Source organism: Micromonospora avicenniae (assembly GCF_900156065.1).
GTDB classification, from domain to species: domain Bacteria; phylum Actinomycetota; class Actinomycetes; order Mycobacteriales; family Micromonosporaceae; genus Micromonospora; species Micromonospora avicenniae.
The window spans coordinates 61,864-75,604 of the sequence record NZ_FTNF01000019.1 but is presented as its reverse complement, the minus strand read 5'-3'; the positions used below and the strand labels follow the sequence as shown (position 1 = coordinate 75,604).

Annotated in this window: 7 protein-coding genes; 6 read left to right on the top strand and 1 reads right to left on the bottom strand. The window is 71.8% G+C overall.

All coding sequences use genetic code 11. The features are described from left to right. Positions 1-5 precede the first annotated feature (5 nt). The 3 genes from BXA10_RS23990 (at position 6) to BXA10_RS23980 (ending at position 4,940) form a co-directional block, all read left to right on the top strand. Positions 6-1,430, top strand: a complete 1,425-nt coding sequence (locus BXA10_RS23990) for a class I SAM-dependent methyltransferase (protein ID WP_076473078.1) — start codon at positions 6-8, stop codon at positions 1,428-1,430. Continuing rightward, positions 1,423-3,498, top strand: a complete 2,076-nt coding sequence (locus BXA10_RS23985) for a sulfatase-like hydrolase/transferase (RefSeq protein WP_076473077.1) — start codon at positions 1,423-1,425, stop codon at positions 3,496-3,498. The genes BXA10_RS23990 and BXA10_RS23985 overlap by 8 nt, the downstream gene beginning before the upstream one ends. 158 nt (positions 3,499-3,656) lie before the next feature. After that, a complete protein-coding gene (locus tag BXA10_RS23980; protein ID WP_076473076.1) occupies positions 3,657-4,940 on the top strand; it encodes a citrate synthase in 1,284 nt (427 codons plus the stop codon). A 560-nt stretch (positions 4,941-5,500) separates the two neighbouring features. Here BXA10_RS23980 and BXA10_RS23975 read toward each other — a convergent pair. After that, on the bottom strand, positions 5,501-6,901 hold the full coding sequence (locus tag BXA10_RS23975) for a glycosyltransferase family 4 protein (protein ID WP_076473075.1): 1,401 nt from the start codon (positions 6,899-6,901) through the stop codon (positions 5,501-5,503). Positions 6,902-7,224: 323 nt separating this feature from the next. Here BXA10_RS23975 and glgX point away from each other — a divergent pair, with 323 nt between their 5' ends. Genes glgX through treZ form a run of 3 tightly spaced genes read left to right on the top strand, consistent with a single transcriptional unit; the run spans position 7,225 to position 13,411 of the window. Further along, complete coding sequence (gene glgX / locus BXA10_RS23970) at positions 7,225-9,342, top strand: glycogen debranching protein GlgX (RefSeq protein ID WP_076473074.1); 2,118 nt, start codon at positions 7,225-7,227, stop codon at positions 9,340-9,342. Between the two features lie 2 nt (positions 9,343-9,344). Continuing rightward, positions 9,345-11,681 (top strand): malto-oligosyltrehalose synthase, encoded by a 2,337-nt coding sequence (gene treY / locus BXA10_RS23965; protein WP_076473073.1) that lies wholly within the window; start codon positions 9,345-9,347, stop codon positions 11,679-11,681. After that, positions 11,678-13,411 carry a malto-oligosyltrehalose trehalohydrolase gene (treZ, locus tag BXA10_RS23960; protein WP_076473072.1) on the top strand — a complete coding sequence of 578 codons (1,734 nt, stop codon included), beginning with the start codon at positions 11,678-11,680 and terminating at the stop codon, positions 13,409-13,411. Before treY ends, treZ begins: the two co-directional genes overlap by 4 nt. Positions 13,412-13,741: the final 330 nt, after the last annotated feature.

The following is a 13,741-nucleotide window of genomic DNA, read 5'->3' as shown; positions in this document are numbered from 1 at the left end:
CGGACATGGCGATCTCCCCGGCGGGCGTACGGCCCGAACCCGGCTCGTTCCGTGACCCGGCCAACCGGGTGTTCCACGTCGGTGACGACGTGCTTCGCGGTCTCGACGCGCAGGCGGCCGAGCACTGGCGGGCGTTGGCCGGCACCGAGTTCTTCACGTCCCTGCTCGCCGCCGGCAAGGTCTGTGGCACCGAGTCGGTGGAGCCGGCCCGGGTGCCCGGCGACACGCGGTGGGCCACCGTGCTGCGACACGAACGCATCCCGTTCGTCTCGCACCCCTACGAGTGGTCCTTCGGAATGCTGCGCGACGCCGCGCTGCTGCACCTCGAGATCCTGCGCGCGGCGTTGCCCGCCGGATTCACGACGAAGGACGGGTCGGCGTACAACCTCCAGTGGCGTGGCAGCGAGCCGGTCTTCATCGATGTCGGCTCGTTCGAGCCGGTCCGCGACGGGGAACCCTGGGCGGGCTATCGGCAGTTCTGCCAGACGATGCTCTACCCGCTGCTGCTCACCGCGCACCTCGGCGTGGACTTCCAACCCTGGTTGCGGGCCCGGGTGGACGGCATCGAAGCCGACGCGGTGCGGCCACTGTTCCGCGGCTTCCGGCGGCTGCTGCCCGGCGTACCGGCCCACCTTCACCTGCACGCCGCCATGCAGAACCGGCATGCCGAGGCCACCACCACCGACGTCCGCGCCCAGTTGCGCGCCGCCGGATACTCCCGCGAGCTCGCGCTCGCCACCGTGCGCGGCATCGAGAAACTGGTACGCCGGCTCGACCGCCCTCCGGCGGCCAGCCACTGGGCCGACTACCAGCGCACCTGCGGCTACTCCGAGCAGGACCGGGCCGGTAAGGAGCAGTTCGTGACCGTCGCGCTCGCCGACGGTCACCGCCCCCGTCTCGTGCTCGACCTCGGCGCAAACGACGGCCGGTACGCGCGCCTCGCCGCCCGCTACGCCGACCAGGTGGTCGCCGTCGAACAGGATCCGGCCGTGGTGGACACGCTCTACCGGGCGCTGCGGGCCGAGGGGGAGCGGCGGATCCTGCCGCTGGTGATGGACCTCGCCGACCCGTCGCCGGGTGGCGGGTGGCGAGGTGTGGAACGGGCCTCCTTCGCCGACCGGGCCGGAGCCGACGTGGTGCTCGCGCTGGCCGTGGTGCACCACCTGGCGATCGGCCGGAACGTGCCGCTGCCCGAGGTGGTGGCGTGGCTCGCCGACCTGTGCGCCCCCGGCGCGCGGATCGTGGTGGAGTTCGTCCACCCCGAGGACCCGATGGCCCGGCGGCTGCTGGCCAACAAACCCGAGGGGCTGTTCCCCGACTACCGGCGGGCGGAGTTCGAGCGGTTGCTCGCGCAGCGCTGCCACATCGCCCGGCGGGAGGAGTTGCCCTCCGGCACCCGCACGCTCTACACGGCGGTCGTGGGTGGCTGAGCCCCCCGCGCCGCCGAACGCCCCGGCGACCGGGCCGGGGCCGGCCGATGGCGCCGCGGCGGGCGCGCGCCGTGGTCGCTGGGCGGCGGGCCTGCGGTCCGAGTTGGGCCGGTTGCTGGAGATCGTCGCGCTGGTCGGGCTGGTGGTGACCCAGCCGTTGCTGGACGTGCTCGGCCGCAGCCCAGACTTCTTCCTGTTCCATCGCGCCGACCGGGAGCAGATCCTGCTGCTTGTCGCGCTGATCGCGGTGGTGCCCACCGTGCCGCTCGCGCTGCTCGGTGCGCTCACCCGGCTGGCCGGGCGGGTCGCCCGTTCGGTGACGCACACGCTGCTCGTCGGGCTGCTGACCGCCGCGCTCGCCGTGCAGGTCGGCCGGCACGTCCTGCCGCTGCGGGGCGTACCGCTGCTCCTGGTGGCCGCGGTGGTCGGTGTCGCCGGCGCGGCGGCCCACCGGCGGTGGCGGGCGCCGGGCCGGGTGCTGCGGGTGGCCGCCGCCGGACCGCTGGCGTTCGTGGGGCTGTTCCTGCTCGTCTCACCCACCTCGGTGCTGGTGCTGCCGCGTTCGACCGACGGCGCGACCGGCGCCGCGGCCACCTCCGTACACCCGCCGGTCGTGATGCTGGTCCTCGACGAGCTGCCGCTGGTCTCCCTGCTGGGCCCGGACGGCCGGGTCGACGCGACGCGGTTCCCGCACTTCGCCGAGCTGGCCGCGGGTTCGACCTGGTACCGCGACGCCACGGGCGTCAGCGGGTGGACGCCGTACGCGCTGCCGGCCATGCTCACCGGTCGCTATCCGGCGCGCGACGTCGCACCGCACTACTCGCAGTACCCGGAGAACCTCTTCACCGCCTTCGGCGGCCTGTACGACATCCGCGCCGAGGAGAGCATCACCCGGCTCTGCCCGCCCAGCCGCTGCGAGCAGCCGGTCGCCCCCGAGCAGGGACTCGGCGTGCTGGTGCGGGAGACCGGCAAGCTGCTCGGCCAGATCACCGCGCCACGGGACAGCCGGATCGACCCGGAGGACTCCTACCGGGAACAGACCGCGGCCGAGGCCGGGCTGGACGCCGCGGAGCCGATTCCCGACGACCCGAAGTTCCGGTGGGACAGCCTCGACGACAACCAGCCTGCCCGGTTCACCAGCTTCCTGGCCGGCCTGAAGCCGGCGCCCCGGCCCACGCTGCACTTCCTGCACCTGCTGATGCCGCACTCGCCGTGGGCCTTCCTGCCCTCCGGGGCCCGCTACGACGGACCGGACGACCTGCCGAACGAGGGCGCCGGCTGGGTCGAGCTGGCCCGGCAGCGGCACCTGGCCCAGCTCGGCTACACCGACCGGCTGATCGGGGAGACGCTGCGTACGCTGCGCGCCTCCGGTCTCTACGACCAGGCGATGGTGGTGGTGACCGCCGACCACGGGGTGAGCTTCACCCAGGGGTTCCAGGGCCGTGGCATGGACGCCATCAAGGCGGCGCCCGGCGAGGTCGCCTGGGTGCCGCTGTTCGTGAAGGAGCCCGGCCAGCGCACCGGGCGGATCGACGACCGCAACTGGGAGCACGTCGACCTGCTGCCGACCATGGCGGACGAGGCGGGTGTCCGGATCCCGTGGCGGGTCGACGGGCGCTCCGCCCGGGCCACCCCGCGACCGGCTGGGCAGAAGCACTTCTACGACCGCCCGGGCGAGCCGACACCCATTCCGGACGGGGTGCCGAAGCCCGTGCCCCTGCCGGCCGTACACCCGCTGGTCGGTACGACCGTGGCGGAGCATCCACCGGGTGGCGGCTCGGCCCGGGTCGCCGACCTGGCCGGGTTCCGTTCCGTCGACCCCGACACCGGAACGCTGCCGGCGCTGATCTGGGGGACCGTCCCGGACACCGTCCCCGACGGCACGCTGCTCGCGGTGGCGGTGAACGGGCGCGTCGGCGCGGTCGTGCCGGTGGTGCCGCCCGATCCGGGTGGCCGCCGGTTCGCCGCCCTGCTCGCCGACGACCAACTCTTCCGCGCCGGGAAGAACCGGCTCGACGTCTACCAGGTCGGCGCCGACGGCGGGTTACGCCTGCTCGCCCTCTCCTGATCCGTCCGCTCGCTTCGTCGGTTTCCCGATCCGGACGGTCGGGAATCGGGTGACGCATACCTCACCCCCGAACCACCGTAGGTGGTGTCCCCGGAACCGCGATTACGGTAAAAGCGAAGGCAATTCAATGAAGATATGCCGGCGAAGCGAGGAACCAGATGACGGAAGTCAAGCTCGATCACCCCGGCGGGCAGCTGTCGATGCCGGTGCACACCGCGGTCGAAGGCCCCGCCGGTATCGGGGTGAGCAAGCTGTTGAAAGAGACCGGGATGACCACGTACGACCCCGGTTTCGTGAACACCGCGGCCTGCTCGTCCGCGATCACCTACATCGACGGCGACGCGGGGATCCTGCGTTACCGCGGTTACCCGATCGAGCAGCTGGCCGAGAAGTCCTCCTTCCTGGAGGTCTCGTACCTGCTCATCTACGGGGAGCTGCCGACCGAGCAGCAGCTGACCGAGTTCACCGAGTGGATTCGGCGCCACTCGCTGCTGCACGAGGAGATGCGTCGGTTCTTCGACGGCTTCCCGCGTGAGGCGCACCCGATGGCGGTGCTCTCCTCCGCGGTCAGCGCGATCTCGACCTTCTACCAGGACAGCCTGGACCCGTTCGACTCGGAGCACGTGGAGATCTCCACGGTCCGGCTGATGGCGAAGGTGCCCACCATCGCCTCGTACGCCTACAAGAAGTCGATCGGGCAGCCGCTGCTCTACCCGGACAACTCCCTGGGCTACGTGGAGAACTTCCTGCGGCTGACCTTCGGCGTTCCGGCCGAGCCGTACGAGGTCGACCCGGTGGTCGCCAAGGTGCTGGACATGCTGCTCATCCTGCACGCCGACCACGAGCAGAACTGCTCGACCTCCACGGTGCGGCTGGTGGGTTCCAGCAACGCGAACCTGTTCGCCTCGGTCTCGGCCGGCGTTAACGCGCTCTTCGGCCCGCTGCACGGCGGCGCCAACCAGGCCGTGCTGGAGATGTTGCAGCACATCAAGGCCGACGGTGGCGACGTCCGCAGCTTCGTGCAGAAGGTCAAGGACAAGCAGGACGGCGTGAAGCTGATGGGCTTCGGCCACCGGGTCTACAAGAACTACGACCCGCGCGCCGCCATCGTGAAGAAGGCAGCCCAGGACGTGCTCGGCCGGATGGCCAAGCCGGACCCGCTGCTGGACATCGCGATGCAGCTGGAGGAGATCGCCCTCGCCGACGACTTCTTCGTGTCTCGCCGGCTCTACCCGAACGTGGACTTCTACACCGGCCTGATCTACAAGGCCATGGGTTTCCCGACCAAGATGTTCACGGTGCTCTTCGCCCTGGGCCGCCTCCCCGGCTGGATCGCCCAGTGGCGCGAGATGATCAACGACCCGGAGACGAAGATCGGCCGCCCCCGGCAGGTCTACACCGGCTCTCCCGAGCGCGCGTTCCTGCCGCTCGCCGAGCGCTGATCCGCCTTCCGGCACCACCGACAGGCCGCCGATCCCGCGAGGGGTGGGCGGCCTGTCGCCTGTCGTGCCGGACCCGGGTGCCACGCCGGCGCTGAACCCTCGTGTTCGTGGTTCGGAGTTCGGAGTTCGGGGTTCAGGCCGGCGGTGTTCGGTCTTCGGGTCGGCGGGGATCGGCGTCGGCGGTGTCGGTGTGGGTGTTCGAGGTTGGCAGCCTTTGGAGCTGATGTCGTAAACGGATCGGCGTTGATGTCGTAGGCGACTCAGCTCCAAAGGCGCCACGCAGCGGTATCGAGGCCCCGGAGGCACGCCGCTGCCACACCCCCGCACCCCGCACCCCGCACTCCGCGCGCCGCTGCCGCACCCCGCACTCCGCGTGCCGCTGCCGCACCCCGCACCCCGCACTCCGCGTGCCGCTGCCGCACCCCGCACCCCGCACCCCGCACTCCGCGTGCCGCTGCCGGGCACCGCACCTCGCGCCCGCACCCCGCTGCCGCACGCTGCGCCCCGTCCGATGCCGGGGCCGCGACGGTCGCAGCTTCGTAGCGTCGGGCGGGCGAGCCTCAGCGCAGGCCGGCGGCGGCGAGCAGGTTGCCGGCCGAGACCGGCGGCAGCGTCCGGCCCGCCGCCATGCGCTGCTCGGCCCGCTCGGCGGCGAACGCCGGGCCGCCGGAGATCGCGGCCGCGTACGAGGCGGCGGTGCGCCGGGCGATCGCCGACCAGCCGTACTGCTCGCGCACCAGCGCGCCGGCCTGCCGAGCCAGGGCACGCGCCCGGTCCGGGTCGGCGAGCAGCGCGTGTACGGCCTCGACCAGCCCGTCCGGGTCCTGCGGCTGGAACGTCATCCCGGTGACGCCCGGCTCGACGATCTCGGCGAGCCCGCCGGTCACCGAGACCGCGATCGGCGCGCCGGCCGCCGCGCCCTCCAGGGCCACCATGCCGAACGGCTCGTAGATGCTCGGCACCACGAAGCAGTCCGACGCGGCCATCAGCGCCGGCAACTCCCCGCCGCCGAGGAAGCCCGGCATCTCCACCGTGCCGCCGAGGCCCAACCGGTGCACCTCGGCCTCCAGTTCCCCGCGGTAGGGGCCGTCGCCGGCGATCACCACCCGCAGCCCCGGGTGCCGCTCCCGCAGTCGGGGAACCGCGGCGAGCAGGTGCTGCACGCCCTTCTCGTAGACCAGCCGGCCGGCGAAGGTGACGAGCGGCCCGTTTCCGGCGAACCGGGCCCGCGCCGCGGCGACCGCCGTGCGCGGCGCGCGCCAGCGGTGCGGTTCGACCCCGTTGGGCACCACGTCGACCCGGGCGGACGGCACACCGAAGAGCGTGGTCACCTCGTGGGACATGTACCCCGAGCAGACGATCACCCGGCCGGACTCGCTCGCCAGCCAGTGTTCGACGCCGTGGATGGTGCGGTTCATCTCCTCGGGCAGCCAGCCCTGGTGCCGGCCGGCCTCGGTGGCGTGGATGGTCGTGACGAGCGGGATGTCGAGGTGCTCGCGCAACGTCATCGCGGTGTGGGCGACGAGCCAGTCGTGGGCGTGGATGACGTCGTAGTCGCCGGCTTCGGTGGCGCGTAGGGCGGCGCGGGTGAGGGTGTGGTTGAAGGCCATGGTCCAGGCCAGGAGGCTGTTGGTGGCCAGGGGGAAGGTGACGGGGTCTTCGGGTGCGCGGATGACGCGGACGCCGTCGGCGTACTCCTCGAGTGGGGCGCCGTCGGCGTGGCGGGTGACGACTGTGACGTCGTGGCCGGCGGCGGCGAGGGCGACGGAGAGTGCGTGCACGTGCCGGCCGAGGCCACCGACGAGGACCGGCGGGTACTCCCAGGACAGCATCAGGATGCGTTGCGGCGCGGGACCGGCCGCGGCGCCGGCGGGCTGCGGGATCTGAGCACGGGTCAGGGTGGGCCGGCAGGTCCGGTCCGGGGCGATGGCGAGCGGCTCGCCGACCCGCAGAGTGGTCACAACTGTCTCCGTCCAGGCAGGGGCGTACGCGCCGGCGGCGATGGCGGCGTAGGCAGGGTGGTGGGCGGGATCGAGGCGCGGGTACGTGCGCGTCCCTGAACAAGGAAAAGCCATCCGGCCGTGGATCGCATCCCGAAAAGGGTCAGAGGTGACGGACGACACCTGAACGGCCGACCTGTCCGACTCGGACGGATTTCCCCCGTCGGCTGAAAGGGCGGATTGGCCGGAGCGGGTGCGGGGCATTACCGCCGTGCGCATCGTGCGGCCCACCGTGCGGTGCGCTCATGACGCGGTGCGCTCATGATCGGAACCGAAGGAGCGACATGCAGGTCTGGCCGGGTGAGCGCTACCCCCTCGGCGCCACGTACGACGGGATGGGCACCAACTTCGCCCTCTTCTCGCAGGTGGCAGAGAGGGTCGAACTCTGCCTCTTCGACGAGTGGGACACCGGCGCCGAGCGCCGGATCGAGTTGCGCGAGGTCGACGCGTACGTCTGGCACGCGTACCTGCCCGGCGTCGAACCCGGGCAGCGGTACGGCTACCGCGTCCACGGCCCGTACGACCCGGCCAACGGGCCGCGCTGCAACCCGCACAAGCTGCTGCTCGACCCGTACGCCAAGGCGCTCGACGGCGACGTCACGTGGGATCCCGCGGTCTACGACTACGACCCGGCCGACCCGGATCGGATGTCCGAGGTCGACTCGGCGCCGTTCATGCCCAAGTCCGTCGTGGTGAACCCCTACTTCGACTGGGGCAACGACAAACCGCCGCGCACCCCGTACCACCACTCGGTCATCTACGAGGCACACGTCCGCGGGCTGACGATGCGCCACCCCGACATCCCGGAGGAGCTGCGCGGCACGTACGCCGGCATCGCCTCACCGGCGATGATCGAGCACCTCACGCGGCTGGGGGTGACCGCGATCGAGCTGATGCCGGTGCACCAGTTCGTGCACGACCACCGCCTCGCCGATCTGGGGCTGCGCAACTACTGGGGCTACAACACCATCGGCTTCTTCGCCCCGCACCACGGCTACTCGGCGACGGGCCGCCACGGCCAGCAGGTGCAGGAGTTCCGCGGCATGGTGCGGGCGCTGCACTCCGCCGGCATCGAGGTGATCCTCGACGTGGTCTACAACCACACCGCGGAGGGCAACCACCTCGGGCCGACCCTGAGCTTCAAGGGCATCGACACACCGAGCTACTACCGGCTCTCCGAGGAGGATCGGCGGTACTTCGTCGACTACACCGGCACCGGCAACAGTCTCAACGTGCGCAGCCCCCACTCCCTTCAACTGATCATGGATTCGCTGCGGTACTGGGTCACCGAGATGCACGTCGACGGTTTCCGCTTCGACCTCGCCGCCACCCTGGCCCGCGAGTTCTACGAGGTCGACCGCCTCTCCACGTTCTTCGAGGTGGTGCAGCAGGACCCGGTGGTGAGCCAGGTCAAGCTGATCGCCGAGCCGTGGGACGTGGGCCCCGGCGGCTACCAGGTGGGCAACTTCCCACCGGAGTGGACGGAGTGGAACGGTAAGTACCGGGACACCGTGCGGGACTTCTGGCGTGGCGAGCCGGCGACCCTGGCCGAGTTCGCCTCCCGGATCTCCGGCTCCGCCGATCTCTACCAGGACGACGGGCGCCGCCCGTTCCACAGCATCAACTTCGTCACCTGCCACGACGGGTTCACCCTCGCCGACCTCGTGTCGTACAACGACAAGCACAACGAGGCCAACGGTGAGGAGAACCGGGACGGGGAGAGCCACAACCGGTCGTGGAACTGCGGTGTGGAGGGACCGACCGACGACGACGCGGTGCTGGCCCTGCGCGCCCGGCAGCGACGCAACTTCCTCGCCACGTTGATGCTCTCCCAGGGCGTGCCGATGATCGGGCACGGTGACGAGCTGGGCCGTACCCAGCAGGGCAACAACAACGCGTACTGCCAGGACAGCGAGCTCGCCTGGGTCGACTGGGACAACGCCGACGAGCAGCTCCTGGAGTTCGTCCGCACGCTTGTCGCGTTCCGCCGCCGGCACCAGGTGTTCCGCCGCCGCCGATTCTTCACCGGCCTGGCCGTCGGCGGCCGGGAGGCCGACGCCCCGTTGCCGGACCTGGCTTGGTACACCCTGGACGGCCGGGAGATGACCGGCGACGACTGGGGCAACGACTTCGGACGCTCAGTCGCGCTCTTCGTCAACGGTGAGGGCATCCGCGAGCGCGGCCAGTACGGCCAGCGGCACCACGACAGCTCGTTCCTGCTCTGCTTCAACGCCCACGACGCGCCGTTGGACTTCACCCTGCCCGGCAGCGAGTTCGGGCAGAAGTGGGAGCGGGTCATCAGTACCGCCGAACCCAACCCGGACGGGGTCACCGTGATCAGCGCGGGCGGCACCATCCGGGTGCCGGACCGCTCCCTGGTGGTCCTGGAGAGGACGGTCTGACGATGTCCGCCCCCCGAACGGACGAGACGAACACCCCGTCGACCGCGCGGATCGGCGCCACCTACCGCGTGCAGGTACGTCCCGGGTTCGACCTGGACGCCACCGCCGGGCTCGCCGGCTACCTCGCCGACCTCGGCGTGACGCACCTCTACAGCGCGCCGCTGCTCACCGCCACCCCCGGCTCGGCACACGGCTACGACGTGGTCGACCACCGGGCGGTCAACCCGGAACTGGGCGGTGAGGCCGGTCGGCAGCGGCTGCTGCGGGCGTTGCGTACGGCCGGGCTCGGCCTGGTGGTGGACATCGTCCCCAACCACGCCGGGGTGGCCGTGCCGCCCGCCAACCCGCCCTGGTGGGACGTCCTGCGCCGAGGACGCGCGTCGGCGTACGCCCGCTGGTTCGACATCGACTGGGAGCGCGGCCGGCTGCTGCTGCCGGTGCTGGCCGACACGTCCGACGCCCTCGACGATCTCAAGATCGTCGACGGTGAGCTGCGCTACCACGAGCACCGCTTCCCGATCGCAGACGGCACCGCCGGCGGCACTCCCCGGCAGGTGCACGACCGCCAGCACTACGAACTCGTCTCCTGGCGGCGTGGCGACGCCGAACTGACCTACCGTCGCTTCTTCGCCGTCAGCGACCTCGCCGGCCTGCGGGTCGAGGACCCGGAGGTCTTCGCCGCCACCCACGAACTGGTCCTCCGCTGGGCGTCGGCCGGCGAGGTCGACGGCATCCGGGTCGACCACCCGGACGGGCTCCGCGACCCCGGCGGCTACCTGGCCCGGCTGCGGGCCGCCGCGCCGGCCGGGTGGCTGGTCGTGGAGAAGATCCTCGAGTACGGCGAGGAGTTGCCGGCCTGGCCGGTCGACGGCACCACCGGATACGAAACCCTGGCAGCGGTCTCCGGGCTCTTCGTCGACCCGGCCGCGGAGGACGACTTCACCGCGCTGGACGACCGGCTCGTCGGTCGCCGTACCTCCTGGCAGGAGCTGACGCACGACACGAAGCTCGCCGCCGCCACCCGGCTGCTCGCCGCCGAGCTGGCCCGGCTCGCCACCCTCGCGTCCGACGTGGAGCCGGCCGCGGCCCGTGCGGCCCTCGCCGAGCTGGCCGCCGCCTTTCCCGTCTACCGGGGATACCCGCCGAACGGCACCCGGCACCTCGCCACGGCCCGCGCGGAAGCCGGCCGCCGGCGCCCGGACCTCACCGGGGCGCTGGACGCGGTCACCCGGCGGCTACGGGACCCGGACGACGAGCTGGCCCGGCGTTTCCCCCAGTTCACCGGCGCGGTGATGGCGAAGGGGGTGGAGGACACCGCCTTCTACCGGTGGAGCAGATTCGTCGCGCTCAACGAGGTCGGCGGGAGCCCCGCGCACTTCGGGGTGCCGCCGGCGGAGTTCCACCGGTTCGCCGCCGCCCGGCACGCTCGTTGGCCGGCCGCCATGACCACGCTCTCCACCCACGACACGAAGCGCAGCGAGGACGTACGCGCGCGCCTCGCCGTGCTCGCCGAGCTGCCGGACCGGTGGGCCGAACGGGTCACCGACTGGATGGGACGTGTCCCGCTGCTCGACCCGGCGTTCGCGCACCTGCTCTGGCAGACCGCGGTGGGCGCGTGGCCCATCGAACGCGAACGCCTGCACGCGTACGTGGAGAAGGCCGCCCGGGAGGCGTCGGTGTCGACCAGCTGGGCCGACCCCGACCCGGCCTTCGAGCGGGCGCTGCACGCGGCGGTCGACCGGATGTACGACGACCCGCAGCTGCGTGCCGAGCTGACCTCGTTCGCCGACGACATCACCCCGCCCGGCTGGTCGAACTCGCTGGGGCAGAAGCTCGTGCAGCTCGCCATGCCCGGCGTGCCCGACACCTACCAGGGCACCGAGCTGTGGGACAACTCGCTCGTCGACCCGGACAACCGCCGTCCGGTCGACTTCGCCGTACGCCGGCAGCTGCTGGCCCGCCTCGACGCGGGCTGGCAGCCACCGGTCGACGCCGGCGGCGCGGCGAAGCTGCTCGTGGTGTCCCGCACGCTGAGGCTGCGCCGCCGCCGTCCCGACCTGTTCACCGGCTACCGCCCGGTTGCGGCGCACGGCCCGGCGGCGTCGCACGCGGTCACCTTCGACCGGGGTGGCGCGGTCGCCGTCGCCACCCGGCTCCCGCTGCGGCTGGCCCGCGACGGCGGCTGGCGCGACACGTTTCTGTCACTTCGCCGACACAACGTGACCGATGTGTTCACCGGGCGGGTCTACAGTGGGTCTGAGCTGCTCCTACAAGATCTGATGAGCACCTATCCCGTCGCCCTCCTCGTCCCCGTCGATCTCGTGGAGGCTGCCGCATGACCGAGTTCACGGTGTGGGCGCCCGAGGCCGCCCGGGTCCGGCTGCGCCTGTTCGGCGGTACGGATCACGAGATGAGCGCCGAGGCCGGCGGGTGGTGGTGGGTCGAGGTGCCCGACGCCGGGCCCGGCACCGACTACGCCTTCCTCCTCGACGACGACGACTTCGCGCTGCCCGATCCGCGCTCACCGTGGCAGCCCGACGGTGTGCACGGCCCGAGCCGGGTCTACTCCCACGACGCGTTCGCCTGGACCGACGGCTCCTGGACCGGCCGGCAGTTGCCCGGCAGCGTCCTCTACGAGCTGCACGTCGGCACCTTCACCCCGGAAGGCACCTTCGAGGCCGCCATCGAGCGTCTCGACCACCTGGTCGCGCTCGGCGTGGACCTGATCGAACTGCTGCCGGTCAACGCGTTCAACGGCGAGCACAACTGGGGCTACGACGGTGTCTGCTGGTACGCGCCACACCAGCCGTACGGCGGTCCGGACGGGCTGAAACGCCTGGTGGATGCGGCGCACGGCAAGGGACTGGGGGTGATCCTCGATGTCGTCTACAACCATTTCGGGCCCTCCGGGGCCTACGCGCCGCTCTTCGCGCCTTACCTGAGCGAACAGAGCAACCCCTGGGGCCGCTCGGTCAACCTCGACGGCCCGCACTCCGACGGCGTCCGCCGCTACATCATCGACAGCGTCCTGATGTGGCTGCGCGACTACCACGTCGACGGCCTGCGCCTGGACGCGGTGCACGCGATGCCCGACGCCCGCGCGGTGCACCTGCTAGAGGAGATGGCGGTCGAGGTGAAGGCGCTGTCGACGCACCTGGGGCGGCCGTTGTCGCTGATCGCGGAGTCGGATCTGAACGACCCGCGGCTCATCACGCCCCGCGATGCGGGCGGGTACGGCCTGCACGCCCAGTGGAACGACGACGCCCACCACGCGCTGCACACCCTGCTGACGGGTGAGCGGCAGGGCTACTACGCCGACTTCGGGTCGCTGGAGGCGCTCACCGACGTGCTGACCGGTGCGTTCTTCCACGCCGGCACCTGGTCCAGCTTCCGCCAGCGCCACCACGGGCGTCCGGTCGACCGGCAGCGTACGCCCGGGCACCGGTTCGTCGCGTACCTGCAGAACCACGACCAGATCGGCAACCGGGCCACCGGTGACCGGATCTCCGCCTCGCTCTCGCCGAGCCTGTTGCGGGTCGGCGCGACGTTGCTGATGACCGCGCCGTTCACGCCGATGCTGTTCATGGGGGAGGAGTGGGCGGCCACCACCCCGTGGCAGTTCTTCACGTCGCATCCCGAGCCGGAGTTGGCGGCCGCGGTGGTGACCGGGCGGCGGCGGGAGTTCGCGTCGCACGGGTGGCCCGAGGGGGAGGTGCCGGACCCGCAGGACCCGCAGACGTTCGTCCGGTCCCGGCTGGACTGGGCCGAGCTGGACAAGCCGGAGCACCGGGAGATGCTGGAGTTCTACCGGCGGCTCATCGCGCTGCGCAAGAGCCGGCCCGACCTGTCCGACTCCCGGCTGAACGCGGTGAGCGTGCAGCACGGCGACCAGTTCCTGGTGATGCGCCGCGGGAACACGCTGGTGGTGGCGAACCTGGCGGCCCGGGCGCAGGGGATCTCCCTGCCCGGGGTGGCGCGGCAGGTGCTGCTGGCCACGGGGGAGGGCGTCACCGTCATGCGGGACCGCATCCAGTTGCCGGCGGAGACGGCCGCGATCGTGGCCCTGTGAAGTTGATGTCGACGTGCTTGGCAGGAGCCAGCAGTGCGAGTCGGCGAATGGCCAACGCTCGTCGTGCGGTGCCTCGGCGGGCGTGGGTTCGCCCGCGAAACACACCACCAGCTGCGAGTTGCCTGCCCCGGCTAGCCACCGCTCGGCCGCGCGTAGCGCCTCGGGGTGCGGCTCGGGCCGCAGGTGCCGGCACGCCCGAGAGCAGCTGATGGCTGCCGACCGTCTCGTTCAGCAGCCGCCGGACGCCGGTAACGCCGTCTGACATTCTCGATATCCGCCGCTTGCCAACGGATCTGATGGCACCCTGATCGCGGTGAGTGCGGTCGCGAA

What these genes read in the sequence shown, in the direction of transcription:
- BXA10_RS23990 (WP_076473078.1), top strand. Translation starts at nt 6, where the DNA reads ATGGCGATCTCCCCGGCGGGCGTACGGCCCGAACCCGGCTCGTTCCGT.
- BXA10_RS23980 (WP_076473076.1), top strand. Translation starts at nt 3,657, where the DNA reads ATGACGGAAGTCAAGCTCGATCACCCCGGCGGGCAGCTGTCGATGCCG.
- glgX (WP_076473074.1), top strand. Translation starts at nt 7,225, where the DNA reads ATGCAGGTCTGGCCGGGTGAGCGCTACCCCCTCGGCGCCACGTACGAC.
- treY (WP_076473073.1), top strand. Translation starts at nt 9,345, where the DNA reads ATGTCCGCCCCCCGAACGGACGAGACGAACACCCCGTCGACCGCGCGG.
- treZ (WP_076473072.1), top strand. Translation starts at nt 11,678, where the DNA reads ATGACCGAGTTCACGGTGTGGGCGCCCGAGGCCGCCCGGGTCCGGCTG.